This window comes from Azospirillum brasilense (genome assembly GCF_005222205.1).
In the GTDB taxonomy this organism is placed as follows: domain Bacteria; phylum Pseudomonadota; class Alphaproteobacteria; order Azospirillales; family Azospirillaceae; genus Azospirillum; species Azospirillum brasilense_G.
On the sequence record NZ_CP032347.1, the window covers coordinates 735,001 to 749,680 of the forward strand.

At 70.2% G+C, this 14,680-nt stretch carries 12 protein-coding genes (1 of these 12 cut by a window edge); 8 read left to right on the forward strand and 4 right to left on the reverse strand.

Going from position 1 to position 14,680, the window contains the following annotated elements:
• Positions 1-570: the 5' portion of an IclR family transcriptional regulator gene (locus tag D3869_RS25415; protein ID WP_137142520.1), read on the reverse strand. 315 nt of this gene lie to the left of the window's left edge; 570 of the gene's 885 nt are visible here — the first part of the coding sequence; the start codon lies at positions 568-570; its stop codon lies off the left edge, out of view.
• Positions 571-736: 166 nt separating this feature from the next.
• Here D3869_RS25415 and D3869_RS25420 point away from each other — a divergent pair, with 166 nt between their 5' ends.
• The 7 genes from D3869_RS25420 to D3869_RS25450 all read left to right on the forward strand — a co-directional run bounded on the left by D3869_RS25420 (position 737) and on the right by D3869_RS25450 (position 9,493).
• Positions 737-1,507: an enoyl-CoA hydratase/isomerase family protein gene (locus D3869_RS25420; protein WP_137142521.1), complete on the forward strand. Its 771-nt coding sequence runs from the start codon at positions 737-739 to the stop codon at positions 1,505-1,507.
• A 125-nt stretch (positions 1,508-1,632) separates the two neighbouring features.
• Positions 1,633-2,706, forward strand: a complete 1,074-nt coding sequence (locus D3869_RS25425) for a polyamine ABC transporter substrate-binding protein (protein WP_137142522.1) — start codon at positions 1,633-1,635, stop codon at positions 2,704-2,706.
• 29 nt (positions 2,707-2,735) lie between these two features.
• Positions 2,736-3,839, forward strand: a complete 1,104-nt coding sequence (locus D3869_RS25430; RefSeq protein WP_137142523.1) for an ABC transporter ATP-binding protein — start codon at positions 2,736-2,738, stop codon at positions 3,837-3,839.
• Positions 3,836-5,605: an ABC transporter permease subunit gene (locus D3869_RS25435; protein ID WP_137142524.1), complete on the forward strand. Its 1,770-nt coding sequence runs from the start codon at positions 3,836-3,838 to the stop codon at positions 5,603-5,605. Before D3869_RS25430 ends, D3869_RS25435 begins: the two co-directional genes overlap by 4 nt.
• Positions 5,606-5,660: 55 nt before the next feature.
• Complete coding sequence (locus tag D3869_RS25440; RefSeq protein ID WP_137142525.1) at positions 5,661-7,190, forward strand: AMP-binding protein; 1,530 nt, start codon at positions 5,661-5,663, stop codon at positions 7,188-7,190.
• Positions 7,191-7,308: 118 nt separating this feature from the next.
• Positions 7,309-9,012 carry a methyl-accepting chemotaxis protein gene (locus tag D3869_RS25445; RefSeq protein WP_137142526.1) on the forward strand — a complete coding sequence of 568 codons (1,704 nt, stop codon included), beginning with the start codon at positions 7,309-7,311 and terminating at the stop codon, positions 9,010-9,012.
• A gap of 127 nt (positions 9,013-9,139) precedes the next feature.
• Positions 9,140-9,493, forward strand: a complete 354-nt coding sequence (locus D3869_RS25450) for a hypothetical protein (protein ID WP_137142527.1) — start codon at positions 9,140-9,142, stop codon at positions 9,491-9,493.
• Positions 9,494-9,517: 24 nt separating this feature from the next.
• Here the strand turns inward: D3869_RS25450 and D3869_RS25455 are convergent, their stop codons facing one another.
• Positions 9,518-11,011 (reverse strand): acetyl-CoA hydrolase/transferase family protein, encoded by a 1,494-nt coding sequence (locus D3869_RS25455; RefSeq protein WP_137142528.1) that lies wholly within the window; start codon positions 11,009-11,011, stop codon positions 9,518-9,520.
• A gap of 281 nt (positions 11,012-11,292) precedes the next feature.
• Here D3869_RS25455 and D3869_RS25460 point away from each other — a divergent pair, with 281 nt between their 5' ends.
• Positions 11,293-12,471 (forward strand): pyridoxal phosphate-dependent aminotransferase, encoded by a 1,179-nt coding sequence (locus D3869_RS25460; protein WP_137142529.1) that lies wholly within the window; start codon positions 11,293-11,295, stop codon positions 12,469-12,471.
• A 16-nt stretch (positions 12,472-12,487) separates the two neighbouring features.
• Here D3869_RS25460 and D3869_RS25465 read toward each other — a convergent pair whose 3' ends face one another.
• Both D3869_RS25465 and D3869_RS25470 read right to left on the reverse strand, forming a co-directional pair.
• Positions 12,488-13,276, reverse strand: coding sequence for an IclR family transcriptional regulator (locus D3869_RS25465; RefSeq protein WP_137142530.1), 789 nt, complete (start codon positions 13,274-13,276; stop codon positions 12,488-12,490).
• Positions 13,273-14,661 carry a formimidoylglutamate deiminase gene (locus D3869_RS25470; RefSeq protein ID WP_247896014.1) on the reverse strand — a complete coding sequence of 463 codons (1,389 nt, stop codon included), beginning with the start codon at positions 14,659-14,661 and terminating at the stop codon, positions 13,273-13,275. Before D3869_RS25470 ends, D3869_RS25465 begins: the two co-directional genes overlap by 4 nt.
• Positions 14,662-14,680 lie beyond the last annotated feature (19 nt).

Here is a 14,680-nt window from a genome sequence, read left to right on the forward strand (position 1 = left end):
GATCAGGGCGGCGACCTCCTCCATCGGCATCCGCGACAGCATCGCTACCCCCGGCGCCGTGCAATAGGCCGGCATCCGCATGCCGATGACGACGTCGGTGTTCAGAACGTGGCGGCTCATGAAGCGCGACACGAAGACGATCTCGGTGTCGTCCAGCATGGTCAGATTGATCGTCTCCTCGGTGGTCTTGCTGAGATGCATCAGGTAGGGCATCGAGCGTTCGAGCAGCCCGTTGCCGCGCAGATAATGATGACCGAGGTCGAGCGTCTTGACGGTCAGCTCGAACCGCTTCGTTTCCGGGTCCTTGTGCAGGTAGCCCAGCTTTTGCAGCGTGTGGGTGAAGCGCTGCGCCGCGCTTTTGTCCAACCCGACGATCGAGGCAATCTGGGTCAGGCTCATCGTCGGGCGCGCCGCGTCGAACGCGTTCAGCACGCGAAACGCCTTCTCCACGGACATGACCATCAGGGGATCGCCGGCGCGCGCGGCGCCGCTCTGCTTCACCGAGGCGTCCGCATCGATGGTTGCGGATTCCGTGTCTGACTGTCGGGAAGACGGACGGCGCGGAGCCATGGCGATCGGTCCTGTGGTTCGTGTGCGAGAGATACCGTTGACAGGTCTAGCAAAGCAAGCCAAGCTATTCAATACCAAGTATCGTATTGCAATACGACGCGCCGCCCCGAGGGGCGCCGGAACATCCGCAAGGCGCGCGAAACGCCCCGCTTACAGGAGTGGTCCCGTGTTCAAATTCATCCTCACCGAGGTCCGCGGCCCGGTCGGCATCATCACGCTGAACCGCCCGGAGATCCTGAACGCCTGGAACGCCGCAATGCGCGACGAGCTGGTCGTCGCCTTCGAGCAGTTCGAGAACCAGGACGGCGTGCGCGCGATCATCCTCACCGGGGCCGGGGACCGCGCCTTCGGCGCCGGGCAGGACCTGAACGAGACCAAGACCTTCGACGCCGACCGCGCCGAGGAGTGGGTGGCGGAGTGGGAGCGCCTCTACCACCGCATGCGCACCCTGTCGAAGCCGCTGATCATCGCGCTGAACGGCGTCGCCGCCGGCTCCGCCTTCCAGGTCGCCCTGCTCGGCGACTTCCGCATCGGCCACGCCGGGGTGCGCATGGGCCAGCCGGAGATCAACTCCGGCATCGCCAGCACCACCGGCCCGTGGATCATGAAGGAGATGATCGGTCTGGCCCGCACCATGGACCTGACGCTGTCGGGCCGCCTGATGGACGCCGAGGAGAGCCACCGCATCGGCCTGATCAACCGCATCGTCCCACAGGACCGCGTGATGGCCGAATCGCTGGCCCTGGCCGAGGAGTTGGCCGCCAAGCCGCCGGTCGCCATGCGCCTGGACAAGCAGCGCTTCCGCGAGATGACCGAGGCCGGCTTCCGCGACGCCCTGGCCGCCGGCGTGCGCATCCAGCGCGAGGCCTACGCGTCCGGCGAACCGGCCCGGATGATGGAGGCCTTCCTCGCCAAGCGCGCCGCGAAGCGCGCGTAACCCGGGCTCACGCCCCAAACACGACTCTTCCCGGGCGCAACGATCCGCCCACCCGCGCCGCCACGGCGGCGCTCCTCCACCGGGGCAACAGAGACGCCCCGGCCGCACAGAACAGGGAGTTTCACATGAGCAAGACCTCCGGCTTCTCCATGGGCCGCCGCAGCCTGATGAAGGGAGCCGCCGGCGTCGCGCTGGGCGCCACCCTGCCCGCCGGGCTGCTCCGTCCGGCCTTCGCCGCCACGCAGATCACCGTCGCCGACCCGGGCGGCCCTTACAGCCCGGCCTTCCGCAAGGCCTTCTACGACCCGTTCGAGAAGGCGACCGGCATCAAGGTCGTCAACGTCGCCCGCGAGGCCGAGCCGACCGCCCAGTTCAAGGCCATCGTGGAGACCAAATCCTACACCTGGGACGTCTGCACGCTGACCCTGTCGGCCCGCGACATCCTGATGACGCAGAACCTGCTGGAGCCGCTGAACTTCACCGCGGCGGACGCGCCCGGCCTGATGCCGGAGTCGCTGACCAGCCATTGGATGGGCACCGACGTCTATTCGACCATCCTCGGCTACCGCGCCGACAAGTTCGCCGCCAACGCCCCGCAGAGCTGGGCCGATTTCTGGAACGTCGAGAAGTTCCCGGGCCGCCGCTCGCTGCGCAAGAACCCGATCGACACGCTGGAGCAGGCGCTGCTCGCCGACGGCGTGCCGCTCGACAAGCTCTACCCGCTCGACGTCGACCGCGCCTTCAAGGCACTCGACCGCATCAAGCCGCACGTCGCCGTGTGGTGGACCGGTGGCGCCCAGTCCAGCCAGCTCATCCAGAGCGGCGAGGTCGACATGATCGCCCTGTGGAACGCCCGCGCCCAGGCGGTGATCGACGGCGGCGCCCCGGTGAAGATCAACTGGAACCAGGGCCTCTACTCGATCGAGGGCTGGGGCATCCCGCGCGGCAACCCGCGCGCCGACGCCGCCCGCCAGTTCATCAAGTTCTGCGCCGACCCGTCGCGTCAGGCCGTCTTCACCGAGGTGCTGGCCTACGGCCCGACCAACCTCGACGCCTACAAGAGCATCCCGAAGGAGCGCGCCCAGGCGCTGCCCACCTTTGAAGACAATCTGAAGGTGATGACCATCGCCAAGGAAGATTGGTGGGGCGCCAACCGGGCGAAGATGAACGAGCGTTTCAACGCCTGGATCCTCGGCTAAGCCCGCCTTCGGAAAGGAGACCCGCCGCCATGCTCTCACCGCTCGCACAGGCGCGGACAGCGCCGGTCCAGGCCGGGGCCGCCGCCACGCCGAAGCTGCTGGTCGACGGCCTGACCAAACGGTACGGCGCCATCACGGCGCTGGAGCCCACCCGCCTGGAAGTCCCGGCGGGCGAGTTCCTGACGCTGCTCGGCCCGTCGGGGTCCGGCAAGACCACGCTTCTGCAGATGATCTGCGGGCTGGTGGAGCCCAGCGGCGGGCGCATCCTGATCGATGGGCAGGACGAGACCCGCACCCCCGTGCACAAGCGGGACATCGGCCTCGTCTTCCAGCATTACGCCCTGTTCCCCCACCTGACGGTGGCGGAGAACATCGGCTTTCCCTTGCGCATGCGCGGCGTCGCCCCGGCGGACCTCGCGCGGCGCGTGAAGGAGGCGCTGGAGATGGTCCATCTCGGCCATCTCGCCGGGCGTTTCCCCAAGGAGCTTTCCGGCGGGCAGCAGCAGCGCGTCGCCCTGGCGCGCTGCTTCGTCTACCAGCCCTCGGTCATCCTGATGGACGAGCCGCTGGGAGCGCTCGACAAGAAGCTGCGCGAGCACATGCAGTACGAGATCAAGCGCCTGCACCGCGAGACGGGCGCCACGATCATCTACGTCACCCATGACCAGGAGGAAGCCCTGGCCATGTCCGACCGCATCTGCCTGATGAACCACGCGCGGATCGAGCAGCTCGGCACCCCGCACGACATCTACGCCCGCCCGAAGACCGCCTTCGCCGCCGACTTCATCGGCGTGTCGAACATCTTCCGCGGACAGGTCCGGCGCGACGGCAGCGGGGCGCCCATGCTGGTCACCGGCAACGGCAGCTTCCGCCTGTCGGCCGACACCCCGGACAGCCAGGACGGCACGCTGGTTGTCCGTCCCGAGCAGCTCGACATCGACGGCGACGGCGACAACGAGGTGCGGGGCGAGGTGGTCGACACCGTCTATGCCGGGTCCGAGACCCGCGTCCTGGTGTCGCTCGGCGGCGAGGAGACGATCACCGTCCGGCTGCGCCGCGGCACCGCCCCGCCGCGGCTGGGCGAAGTGGTCGCGGTGCGCTGGCGCGCCGACGCCGGGGTGCTGGTGTCATGAGCGCCGCCACCCTGAACCATGACGGCGCCTTCGCCGCGGCGCGGCGGCGGCTGCGCTTCGGCCCGCTGTGGCTGGCCGCCCCCGGCCTCGCCTTCCTCGCCATCTTCTTCCTGTTCCCGGTGCTGCGGCTGCTCGGCCTCAGCGTCCAGGACCTGGAGACCTCGGCCTGGACCGGCGACCATTACGCCCGCATCGTCGCCACGGACGTCTATTTCCGCGTCCTGATGAGCACCTTCCGCATCGCCGGGCTGACCGCCCTGCTGTCGCTGCTGTTCGGCTACCCGCTGGCCTACTGGCTGGCGCAGTTGCCGGAGCGCCAGCGCGGGCTGGCGATCCTGGCGGTGATGGTGCCCTTCTGGACCAGCTATCTGGTGAAGACCTTCGCCTGGATGGTCATCCTGGGGCGGACCGGCGTCATCAACCAGATCCTCTCCGGTACGGGGGCGTCGCCCCTGCCGCTGCTGCACAACGAGTTCGGCGTGATGGCCGGCATGGTGCACGCCATGCTGCCGCTGGCCGTGCTGACCATGCTGCCGGTGATGACCACCCTCGACCGCCGGCTGGTCCAGGCGGCGGAGACGCTGGGCGCCCCGCCGGCCAACGCCTTCTGGCTGGTCTATTTCCAGCTGTCGCTGCCCGGCGTGGCGGCGGCGGGCCTGCTGACCTTCATCTCCTCGCTGGGCTTCTTCATCGTGCCGGCGCTGCTCGGCGGGCCGCAGCAGACCATGCTGGCGCAGCTCATCATCTCGCAGATCCAGGAGATGCTGAACTGGGCCTTCGCCGGCGCGCTGGCCACCTTCATGCTGGTCGCGGCGCTGGTCACCTGCTGGGTCTACGACCGGCTGTTCGGCCTGTCTTCCCTGTCGGGCGAGACGTCCGGGCGGACCGGCGGCGGCCAGGGCCGCCTGCGCGAGGCCGGGATGGGCATCCTGTCGGCCCTCGCCAAGGCGTCGACGGCGCTGGGCGGACCGGTCGGGCGCCTGCTGGGGCCGAAGGTGATGGACCGGCTGCTGCCGCTCTACTCCGCGGCGGTGATCGTCTTCCTGGTCGCCCCGGCGCTGGTCGTGGTGCCCATCGCCTTCACCACCTCGCCCTTCCTCGACTTCCCGCCGCCGGGCTACGGCCTGGAGTGGTTCCGCGTCTACTTCAACTCCGACCTCTGGGTGTCGGCGACGATCCGCTCCTTCGCGGTGGCCTTCGCCACGGCGGTCCTGGCGACGCTGGTGGCCGGTCTGGCCGCGCTGGCGCTCGCCCGCTCCTCCTCGCGCTGGCGGGGGGCGATCTTCGCCTTCTTCCTGGCGCCGATGATCGTGCCGCGCATCGTCATCGCGGTCGGGCTGTTCTACCTGTTCGCCCAGATCGGGCTGGTCGCCACCGACCTCGGCCTGATCATCGGCCACACGGTGCTCGCCCTGCCCTTCGCCTTCGTCGCCATCTCCGCGGTGGTCAAGGGGCACGACTGGCGGCTGGACCAGGCGGCGGCGACGCTGGGGGCGAACCGCTTCAAGACGCTGATGCTGGTCACCGTCCCGCTGATCCGCGGCGGACTGGTGGCGGCCTTCCTGTTCGCCTTCATCACCTCCTTCGACGAGCTGACCGTGGCGATCTTCGTCAGCGGCGGCGTCAAGACCACGCTGCCCAAGCAGATGTGGGACGACATGATCCTTCAGTTGAACCCGACGCTGGCCGCCGTGTCCGTCGTGGTCTTCGCGATCGTGATGGCCCTGCTGCTGATGGCGGAGTGGCTGCGCCGCCCGGCGCGCTGATCCGAAACTCCTTTCGGCCGTAACCAACCGACCAAACGCATTCGAGATACGCATCATGTCCGATTTCGAAGAAGGGTTCGTCCGCCTGTTCACGCAGGCGGCCCGGACCGGGCGCGCCCGCCTGTTCGCCCGCTTCAACGGCGAGGCGCTGAGCTTCGCCACGCTCGACCGCCAGTCCGACGGCGTGGCGGCGGAGCTGCGGCGGCTGGGGCTGAAGCCCGGCGACCGCGTGGCGCTGATGCTGCGCAACAGCCCGCTGGTGCTCTCCACCCTGTTCGGCCTCGCCAAGGCCGGGCTGGTCTGGGTGCCGATCAACGCCCAGCAGCGCGGCGAGGGGCTGCGCTACATCCTGGAGCATTCGGAGCCCGGCGCCATCGTCGCCGAGGCCGAGTTCCTGCCGGTGATCGCCGAGACGGGCGCGGTGCCCGCCGGCACGCCGCTGATCGTCCAGGGCGACCCCGCCGCGGCGCTGCGGCTGGAGACCCTGCTGGAGTCCGACGCCGCCTTCGAGGAGGCGCCGCCCGCCCCCGACGACATCTTCGCCATCATGTACACCTCCGGCACCACCGGGCGGCCCAAGGGCGTGCTGGTGTCGCACCGCATGATGCGTCTGGCCGGCGAGGCGGTGGCCCGCGTCTCCGCCGCCCGTGACGGCGACGTGCTGTTCGTGTGGGAGCCGCTGTACCACATCGGCGGCGCCCAGATGATCGTCATGCCGCTGATCCGCAGCGTGTCGCTGGCCATGGTCGACCGCTTCAGCGCCAGCCGCTTCTGGGACCAGGTGCGGGAGTATGGGGCGACCCACATCCATTATCTGGGCGGCATCCTGCAGATCCTGCTGAAGCAGCCGGTCTCCCCGCGCGACCGCGACCACCCCGTGCGCATCGCCTGGGGCGGCGGCTGCCCCAAGGAGACCTGGACGCCCTTCGAGGAGCGGTTCGGCGTGCAGATCCGCGAATGCTACGGCATGACCGAGGCGTCGAGCATCACCACCTGCAACGACGAGGGCGTCGTCGGCGCGGTCGGCCGCCCGATGCCCTGGTTCACCGTGGAGCTGCTGGACGGCGCGGGCAAGCCTGTGCCGCAGGGCGAGCGGGGCGAGATCGTCGTCCGCACCGACCGGCCCGGCGCCATCTTCGCCGGCTATTTCCGCAACCCGGAGGCGACGGCCCGTGCGCTCAAGGACGGCGCCCTGCACACCGGCGACCTCGGCTCGCTCGATGAAAACGGCACGCTGCTGTTCCACGGCCGGATGACCGACAGCGTGCGCTGCAAGGGCGAGAACGTCTCGGCCTGGGAGGTCGAGCATGTCGCGGCCACCCATCCTTCCGTCGAGGACTGCGCCATCATCGGCGTCGCCGCCGACGTCGGCGAGCAGGACATCAAACTCTTCGTGAAGCCGAAGGCCGGGGCGACGCTGGATATCGCGTCGCTGTCCGGCTGGCTCGGAAAACAGCTCGCGCCCTATCAGAATCCGCGCTACATCGCGGTGGTCGAGGAGTTCGAGCGCACCCCCAGCCAGCGCATCATGAAGCACAAGCTGTCCCCGGCCTTAGACGGCTGCTGGGATCGGCTGGCCGGCTGACGGCGCGTCTCACCTCCCCCCGCATGCCGCAAGGCTGCGGGGGAAATTTTTTTGGACCCGGCTCCTGGCGCCCGCGCCGCCCCACCGATCGAGCCCGCTTTACTGGAAAGCCCTGGACATGCCGCTGCACCGCTGGTTCTCGAACCGCAAGTTATTGCACAAGATCCTCGTTCCGGTTCTTGTTCTGCTGATCGTCATCGCCAGCCTCGTCTGGACCGCCCGGAGCGCGATCTCCGATCTGACAAGCTCAACCGCCCGCATCACCGACCTGGTCGCCGACCGGCTCGGCGCGACCATCGCCGTGCAATCGGCGCTGGGCGATGCCATGGACACCGAGGCGAACGCCATCGTCGCCTCGTCCCGCGAGGCCATCGACGCCGCCAACGCGCAGCTCACGGCCAACATCGCCAAGGCCCTGGCCGCCATCGACACGCTGGCCGAGGCCTACGACGACCCGGCGGAGCGCGAGAGCATCCAGGCCATCAAGTCGATCGTCGGAGAGTATGAGCGCGTCGCCCAGACGACCGTGCAGCTGGCCCGCGGTTTCGACACCGACGGCGCCATCCGCGTGTCCATCGACGTCGGCCGCCCCGTCCGGCAGAAGCTGACCGCCGCGCTGGGCGAGCGGGTGGAGCAGAGCATGGCCGAGACGCGGGAGGCCGAGAAGCGCGCAACCGCGCTCTCCCAACAGGTCATGACGCGGCTCTACACGGTCGCGGGCGCCGGCCTGCTGTTCGCCTTCGGCCTGCTGGGGTCCATCCTGCTGTTCTTCGTCGTTCGTCCGCTGCACCGCCTGACGTCGGAGATGACCTCGATCGCCGCCGGCGACTTGGCCGTGGCCATCCAGGGCACCGAGCGCACGGACGAGGTCGGCCTGCTCGCCCGCGCGCTCCAGGTCTTCAAGAGCAACGGGCTGGAGATGCGGCGCCTCCAGGAGGAGAGCGACGCGCAGAAGCGCCAGATGGAGGCCGACCGCCGGGCCGCCATGCTGGCCCTGGCCGACCAGTTCGACGCCAACGTGCAGGGCGTGGTGCAGGCCGTCTCGCAGGCCGCCCGCCAGCTTCAGAGCAACGCGCAGACGATGACCGGCGCCGCCGAGACGACGACGGAGCAGGCCTCCTCGGTCGCCGCCGCGACGGAGCAGGCGTCGGCCAACGTCGCGACGGTCGCCGCGGCGTCGGAGCAGCTGGGCAGCTCCATCGGGGAGATCGGCCGTCAGGTCAACGGCGCCGCGACGGTCGCCCGCGACGCCGTCGCCGAAGGGGAACGGACCAACGCGCTGGTCGAGCGGCTGGCCAGCGCCGCCCAGAAGATCGGCGACGTGGTCAACCTGATCCAGAACATCGCCAGCCAGACGAACCTGCTGGCGCTGAACGCGACCATCGAGGCGGCCCGCGCCGGCGAGGCCGGCAAGGGCTTCGCCGTGGTGGCGGGCGAGGTCAAGGCGCTGGCCACCCAGACGTCCCAGGCCACCGAGGAGATCGCCAGCCAGATCACCGAGATCCAGGCGATCACCGAAGGCACCGTGACGGCCATCCGCAACATCGCCCGGACCATCGCCGACGTGGACGCCATCGCCGGCGCCATCGCCGCCGCCGTGGAGGAGCAGACCGCCGCCACGCACGAGATCGGCCGCAACATCCAGCAGGCCGCCCAGGGCACCCGGCTGGTCTCCGGCAACATCGGCGGAGTCAGCCAGTCGGCCACCGACGTGCGCGAGGCCGCCGCCGAAGTGCTGGACGCCGCGAACAGCCTGTCCCGCGACTCCGACCTGCTGCGCGACGAGATCCACGGCTTCATCGCCCGGGTCCGCGCCGGCTGATGAACGGGCGGAGCGTGACCCCCGCGTGACCCCCGCGTGACCATTGTCGTGTCGCGCGGGGGTGGCGCCCCCAACGGCCGAATTCGTGGTAGCATGGCGCTCCACAGTCGGAAGCCTTTGGAACCCCATGCCGAGCCTGTCCAGCGGCCTCAACGCCCTCATCGACACGGTCCTGCGCAGCCACCCGTCGCTGCGGGTGCTGCCGGTGTCCCGCTACACCCGGGACCAGGCCGCCGCCTACGCCGCCGCCAACGGGCGGGCCATCGCCCACGCCGTCGACGCGCAGGGGCGGCAGTCGCTCCTGGTCGCCCTGACCGGGCTGGACTATGTGAGCGTCTGCGACCTTGACCACGACCTGACGGTTCCCGCCGAACAGCCGGTGTCGCTGGTCGTGCCCGAGCTGCGCGGCGGGCTGCTCGCCCGCTTCACCCCGCGCACCGCCGGGGACGTGTGCCGGATCGTCGAGGCCGTCTGCCCCTGACCGCCCACGCCCCCGTCAAGGCGCTCAGACCGGCCGCATGCTGCCCGTCTGCTGGTAGCGCAGGTGCCAGGAGAAGGCCTCCTCCAGCAGATGCGGGGTGTGGCCGCCGCGCTGCAGCGCCCGGCGGTGATAGTCCAGCGCCAGCTCGCGGTAGCTGGGATGGACGCAGTTGCGGATGATCGTCTCCGCCCGCTCGCGCGGGGCGAGGCCGCGCAGGTCGGCCAGACCGGTCTCGGTCACCAGGACGTCCACGTCATGCTCGTTGTGGTCGGTGTGGGTGACCATCGGCACGACGCTGGAAATCTTCCCATCCTTGGCCAGCGACTTGGTGACGAAGATGGCGAGGTGGGCGTTGCGCGCGAAGTCGCCGGAGCCGCCGATGCCGTTCATCATCTGCGTGCCGTTGACGTGGGTCGAGTTGACGTTGCCGTAGATGTCGCACTCCAGCGCCGTGTTGATGCCGATCACGCCCAGCCGGCGGATGACCTCCGGGTGGTTGGAAATCTCCTGCGGACGCAGCAGCAGCCGGCCCTTGTAGCTGCTGATCTTCGGCAGAACCTCTGCGTATTTTCCTGCGCTCAGCGTGATGGAGGAGCCCGAGGCGAAGGTCAGCTTGCCGGCGTCGAACAGGTCGAAGGTGCTGTCCTGCAGGACCTCGCTGTACATGGTCAGGTCGTGGAACGGGCTGTCGATCATGCCGTGCAGCACCGCGTTGGCGATGGTCCCGATCCCGGCCTGGAGCGGGTTCAGCGAGCGGCCCAGCCGGCCCTGCCGCACCTCGCGGTCGAGGAACTCGATGAGGTGCCCGGCGATGTCACGGGTCTCGGCGTCCGGCGGCAGGATGGTGGCGCTGCTGTCCTGCTTGCGGGTCACCACGATGGCCGCGATCTTCGACGGGTCGATGGGGATGTAGGGCAGGCCGGCGCGGCTCTCCGCGGTCACCACCGGGATCGGCTCTCGGAAGGGGCGACGCGTCGGGATGTAGACGTCGTGCATCCCCTCCAGGTCGAGCGGCTGGGTCAGGTTCAGTTCGACGATGATCTTCTCCGCCAGGATGGCGAAGGTCGCCGAGTTGCCGATCGAGGTGGTGGGAACGATCCCGCCCGTCTCGGTGATCGCGCAGGCCTCGATCACCGCCACGTCCACCGGCCCCATCTGGCGGGAGCGCAGAAGCTCCACCGTCTCCGACAGGTGCTGGTCGACGAACATCACCTCGCCGCGGTTGATCGCCTTGCGCAGCACCGGGTCGGCCTGGAACGGCAGGCGGCGGGCCAGCACCCCGGCCTCCGTCAGGATGCGGTCCACGTCGTTGCCCAGCGAGGCGCCGGTCATCAGCGTGACCTTCAGCCGTTCCGTCGCGGCGCGCTCGGCCAGCGCCAGCGGCACCGCCTTGGCGTCACCGGCGCGGGTGAAGCCGCTCATGCCGATGGTCATGCCGTCGCGGATCAGCAGGGCCGCCTCTTCCGGCGTCACCACCTTACCCCACAGGGACTTCAGGCGAATACGGTCGCGGTACATGGTTATCCTTTGCACGTTCTCGGGCGTTTGTTGCCTGTTGAAATTGTTCGGCAGACGATTCACTCATTCTTTTCTTTGAGGTCCGTCATAGGCCCCGCTTTCGCAGCGCTGCAATTGCCGGTCGGTCATATCAGGGTGTCCTAATGGGCATGAATGGCCGCCTTGCGCCGTCGTCCCTCAAACGCCCGGTTGTGCCCCGGCACCGCCCTGGGGCATATGGATGGGCTTCCGCCGTGACCCATGTCCGGCCAACGGAAAAGCCTGCCAGGGAGCCTCCGCCGATGCGTTTCTCGTCCCTCACCGACCGCATCCGCGGCGACCGCGTCGCGGCCTGGGACATCCATTTCGCCGCCTGGACCGCCAAGGGGCGCGGCGAGGACGTGATCGTGCTGAGCGTCGGTGACCCGGACTTCGACACGCCCGCCCCGGTGCGCGACGCCGCCATCGCCGCCCTGCACGCCGGCGACACCCATTACACCCCGATCCCAGGCCGTCCGGAGCTGCGCGCCGCGCTGGCCCGCGACGTCGCCCGCCGCACCGGTCTGGCGATCGAGCCGGAGAACGTCATCGTCTGCGCCGGGGCGCAGAACGGCCTGTTCAACGCCACCCTTTGCCTCGTCGAGGCGGGGGACGAGGTGCTGGTGCCGGAACCGATGTACCTGACCTACGAGGCCTGCGTCCGCGCGTCCGGCGCCACGCTGGTCCCGGTGGCCCCGGACGCCGCCACGCTGCGGCTGGACCCGGCGGCGCTGGCCGCCGCGGTGACCCCGCGCACCCGCGCCATCTTCCTGGCGACCCCCGCCAACCCCACCGGCATCGTCATGTCGATGGAGGAACTGGAGGCCGTGGCCGACCTCGCCCGCCGCCACGACCTGTGGGTGGTCGCCGACGAGGTCTATGCCAGCCTGACCTTCGACCGGCCGCACATCAGCATCGCCACCCTGCCCGGCATGGCGGAGCGCACGGTGACCATCAACAGCCTGTCCAAGTCGCACGCCATGACCGGCTGGCGCGCCGGCTGGGTCGTCGCCCCGGCGCCGCTGGTCGCCCATATGGGCACGCTGGCGCTGTGCATGCTCTACGGCCTGCCGGGATTCGTGCAGCAGGCCGCGCTGGTCGCCGTCGAGCAGGGCGACGCGGCGGTGGCGGCGATGCGCGAGGGCTACCGCCGCCGCCGCGACATCGCGCTGGAGGCGCTCGGCTCGGTTCCCGGCCTGCGCTGCCTGAAGCCGGAGGCCGGCATGTTCATGCTGGTGGACGTGCGCGGCACCGGACTGCCGACCATGGAGTTCGCGTGGCGGCTGTTCCGCGAAACCGGCGTGTCGGTGCTGGACGCCGGCGCCTTCGGCCCGGCGGCGGCGGGCTGCGTCCGCCTGTCCTTCGCGGTCGGCGAGGCGGAGCTGGCGGAGGCCTGCCGCCGCATCGCCGCCTTCGTGACGGGGTTGCGGCCGGCGGCGTGAGTCGAGCCCGCCGCGCTCACCCGCGCGGCAGGTAGCCGAGCTGGTGCGAGATCGCGTCCGCCGTCTCCACCACCTTGGTCCGCAGATGGTCGAGCGTGGCGGGCTGGTCCATCACGGCGCTGGGGCCGGACAGGTTGATGGCGGCGATGACCTCGCCCCGATGGTCGCGGATGGCGGCCGCGATGGCGACGATCCCCGACACGAAGGAGGAGCGGTTCATCGTCCAGCCGCGCTTGCGGTCCTCCGCCACCTCCTGGATCAGCGAGGTCAGCGTGACCGCCGTGGTGTCGCTGTAGCGGTCCAGCCGAACGCCGGTGTAGAGCTGCGCGATGGCCTCGTCGGTGAGGCCGCTCAGCAGCATCCGGCCCATCGCGGTGGCGTGGGCCGGCAGGCGGTAGCCGACCGCGATGTTGCTGGACAGCGTCATGTGCGAGTGCGCGCGGTAGACGTAGACGATCTCCGTCCCGTCGCGCACCGCCATGTGGGCGGAGATCTGCGTGCTGTCGCGCAGCCCGTCGATGTAGGGGATCGCCACCTCGATCCCGTCCAGCCCCGACAGGTAATGATAGCCGAGCTGCATCGACCGCGGCGCCAGGCGGTAGGACTTGCCGTCCCCCGCCCGCCCGATGTAGCCGAGATGCTCCAGCGTGAAGACCAGCCGGTAGGCCGAGGCCCGCCCGATCCCCAGCGCCCTGGCGATGTCGGTCAGGGACAGCGTCCGGCGCTGCGGCGTGAACAGCTCCAGGATGGCCAGCCCGCGCTGCAGCGCCGGGGCGATGTAGGTGTTCGGATCGGTCTCGCTCATGTGTCCCGGCGCAACCCCTCGATGGCGCGCCGGTAGGCGGCCCGGATGGCGTCCTCCCGGACATGGCGGCCCTCGCGCACTACGGTCCGCCCCGCCGCGACCACGTCGCGCACGGCGTGCCCGTCGCTGGCGAAGACATAGGCGTCCAGAAGGCTGTCGTCGGTCCGAGAAAGCAGTTTCGGGTTGTCCGCGTCAAGCACGACGAAGTCGGCGGGCTGGCCCACCTGAATCCCGCCGCCGGTCACCGGCTGGCCCAGCGCCTGCGCGCCGCCGGCCACCGCCGCCCGGTAGAGGCCGCCGCCGATGGACGGGCAATTCCCGATGCGCAGCACGTTGCGCCGCCGCTGCACCAGCCGCTGGCCGTATTCCAGAAGCCGCAGCTCCTCCGCCGCGGACACGCTGATGTGGCTGTCCGACCCGACGCCGAACCGCCCGCCCTGCGCCAGGAAGGGGATGGCGGGGAACAGACCGTCGCCCAGATTGGCCTCGGTCGTCAGGCAGAGGCCGGCCACGGCCCCGCTCGCCGCCATGCCGTCGACCTCGGCCGGTGTCACGTGCGTGGCGTGGACGAGGCACCAGCGCGGCCCGACCGGAGCGTTCTCCAGAAGCCACTCCACCGGGCGCTTGCCGCTCCAGGCGACGCAGTCGTCCACCTCCGCCGTCTGCTCGGCGATGTGGATGTGGATGGGCGCGCCGGGGTCGAGCGCGTCGAGGCCGGCCAGCGCGTCGCGCATCTCCTCCGGCGTCACCGCGCGCAGCGAATGCAGGGCGAGGCCGGCGCGGCGGCCCGCCCGCTCCGCGCCCATCGCCGTCTGCATGGCGGAGACGATGGACAGCAGCCCGTCCACGTCGTTGATGAAGCGCTTCTGCCCGTCGGACGGCGGCTTGCCGCCGAAGCCGCTGTGGGCGTAGAGCACCGGCAGATGGGTCAGGCCGATCCCCGCCGTGTCGGCGGCCGCCAGGATGCGGCGCGACATCTCCGCCCGGTCGGCGTAGGGGCGCCCGTCGGCACCGTGGTGCAGGTAGTGGAACTCCGCCACCGCCGTGTAGCCCTGCTTCGCCATCTCCATGTAGAGCAGCGCCGCGACCGCCTCCGCCGCCTCGGGCGTCATGCGGCGGACGAAGCCGTACATGGCGTCGCGCCACGTCCAGAAGCTGTCCTCCGACGCACCGGCGTATTCGGTCAGCCCGGCCATGGCGCGCTGGAAGGCGTGGCTGTGCAGGTTGGGCATGCCGGGGATCACCGGCCCGGCGGCCTGCGGGAGGCCGTTCGCCTCCGCGTCCCGCTCGACCGCGATCAGCGTGCCCCGCGCGTCGAAACGCAGCGCCACGTTCGAGGCCCAACCCTCGGGCAGCAGCGCCCGTCCGCAGAAAAGCCCGTTCACGCTGTCCATCGCCGCCTCC

What these genes read in the sequence shown, in the direction of transcription:
- D3869_RS25440 (WP_137142525.1), top strand. Translation starts at nt 5,661, where the DNA reads ATGTCCGATTTCGAAGAAGGGTTCGTCCGCCTGTTCACGCAGGCGGCC.
- D3869_RS25435 (WP_137142524.1), top strand. Translation starts at nt 3,836, where the DNA reads ATGAGCGCCGCCACCCTGAACCATGACGGCGCCTTCGCCGCGGCGCGG.
- D3869_RS25465 (WP_137142530.1), bottom strand. Translation starts at nt 13,276, where the DNA reads ATGAGCGAGACCGATCCGAACACCTACATCGCCCCGGCGCTGCAGCGC.
- D3869_RS25455 (WP_137142528.1), bottom strand. Translation starts at nt 11,011, where the DNA reads ATGTACCGCGACCGTATTCGCCTGAAGTCCCTGTGGGGTAAGGTGGTG.
- D3869_RS25425 (WP_137142522.1), top strand. Translation starts at nt 1,633, where the DNA reads ATGAGCAAGACCTCCGGCTTCTCCATGGGCCGCCGCAGCCTGATGAAG.
- D3869_RS25445 (WP_137142526.1), top strand. Translation starts at nt 7,309, where the DNA reads ATGCCGCTGCACCGCTGGTTCTCGAACCGCAAGTTATTGCACAAGATC.
- D3869_RS25430 (WP_137142523.1), top strand. Translation starts at nt 2,736, where the DNA reads ATGCTCTCACCGCTCGCACAGGCGCGGACAGCGCCGGTCCAGGCCGGG.
- D3869_RS25460 (WP_137142529.1), top strand. Translation starts at nt 11,293, where the DNA reads ATGCGTTTCTCGTCCCTCACCGACCGCATCCGCGGCGACCGCGTCGCG.
- D3869_RS25450 (WP_137142527.1), top strand. Translation starts at nt 9,140, where the DNA reads ATGCCGAGCCTGTCCAGCGGCCTCAACGCCCTCATCGACACGGTCCTG.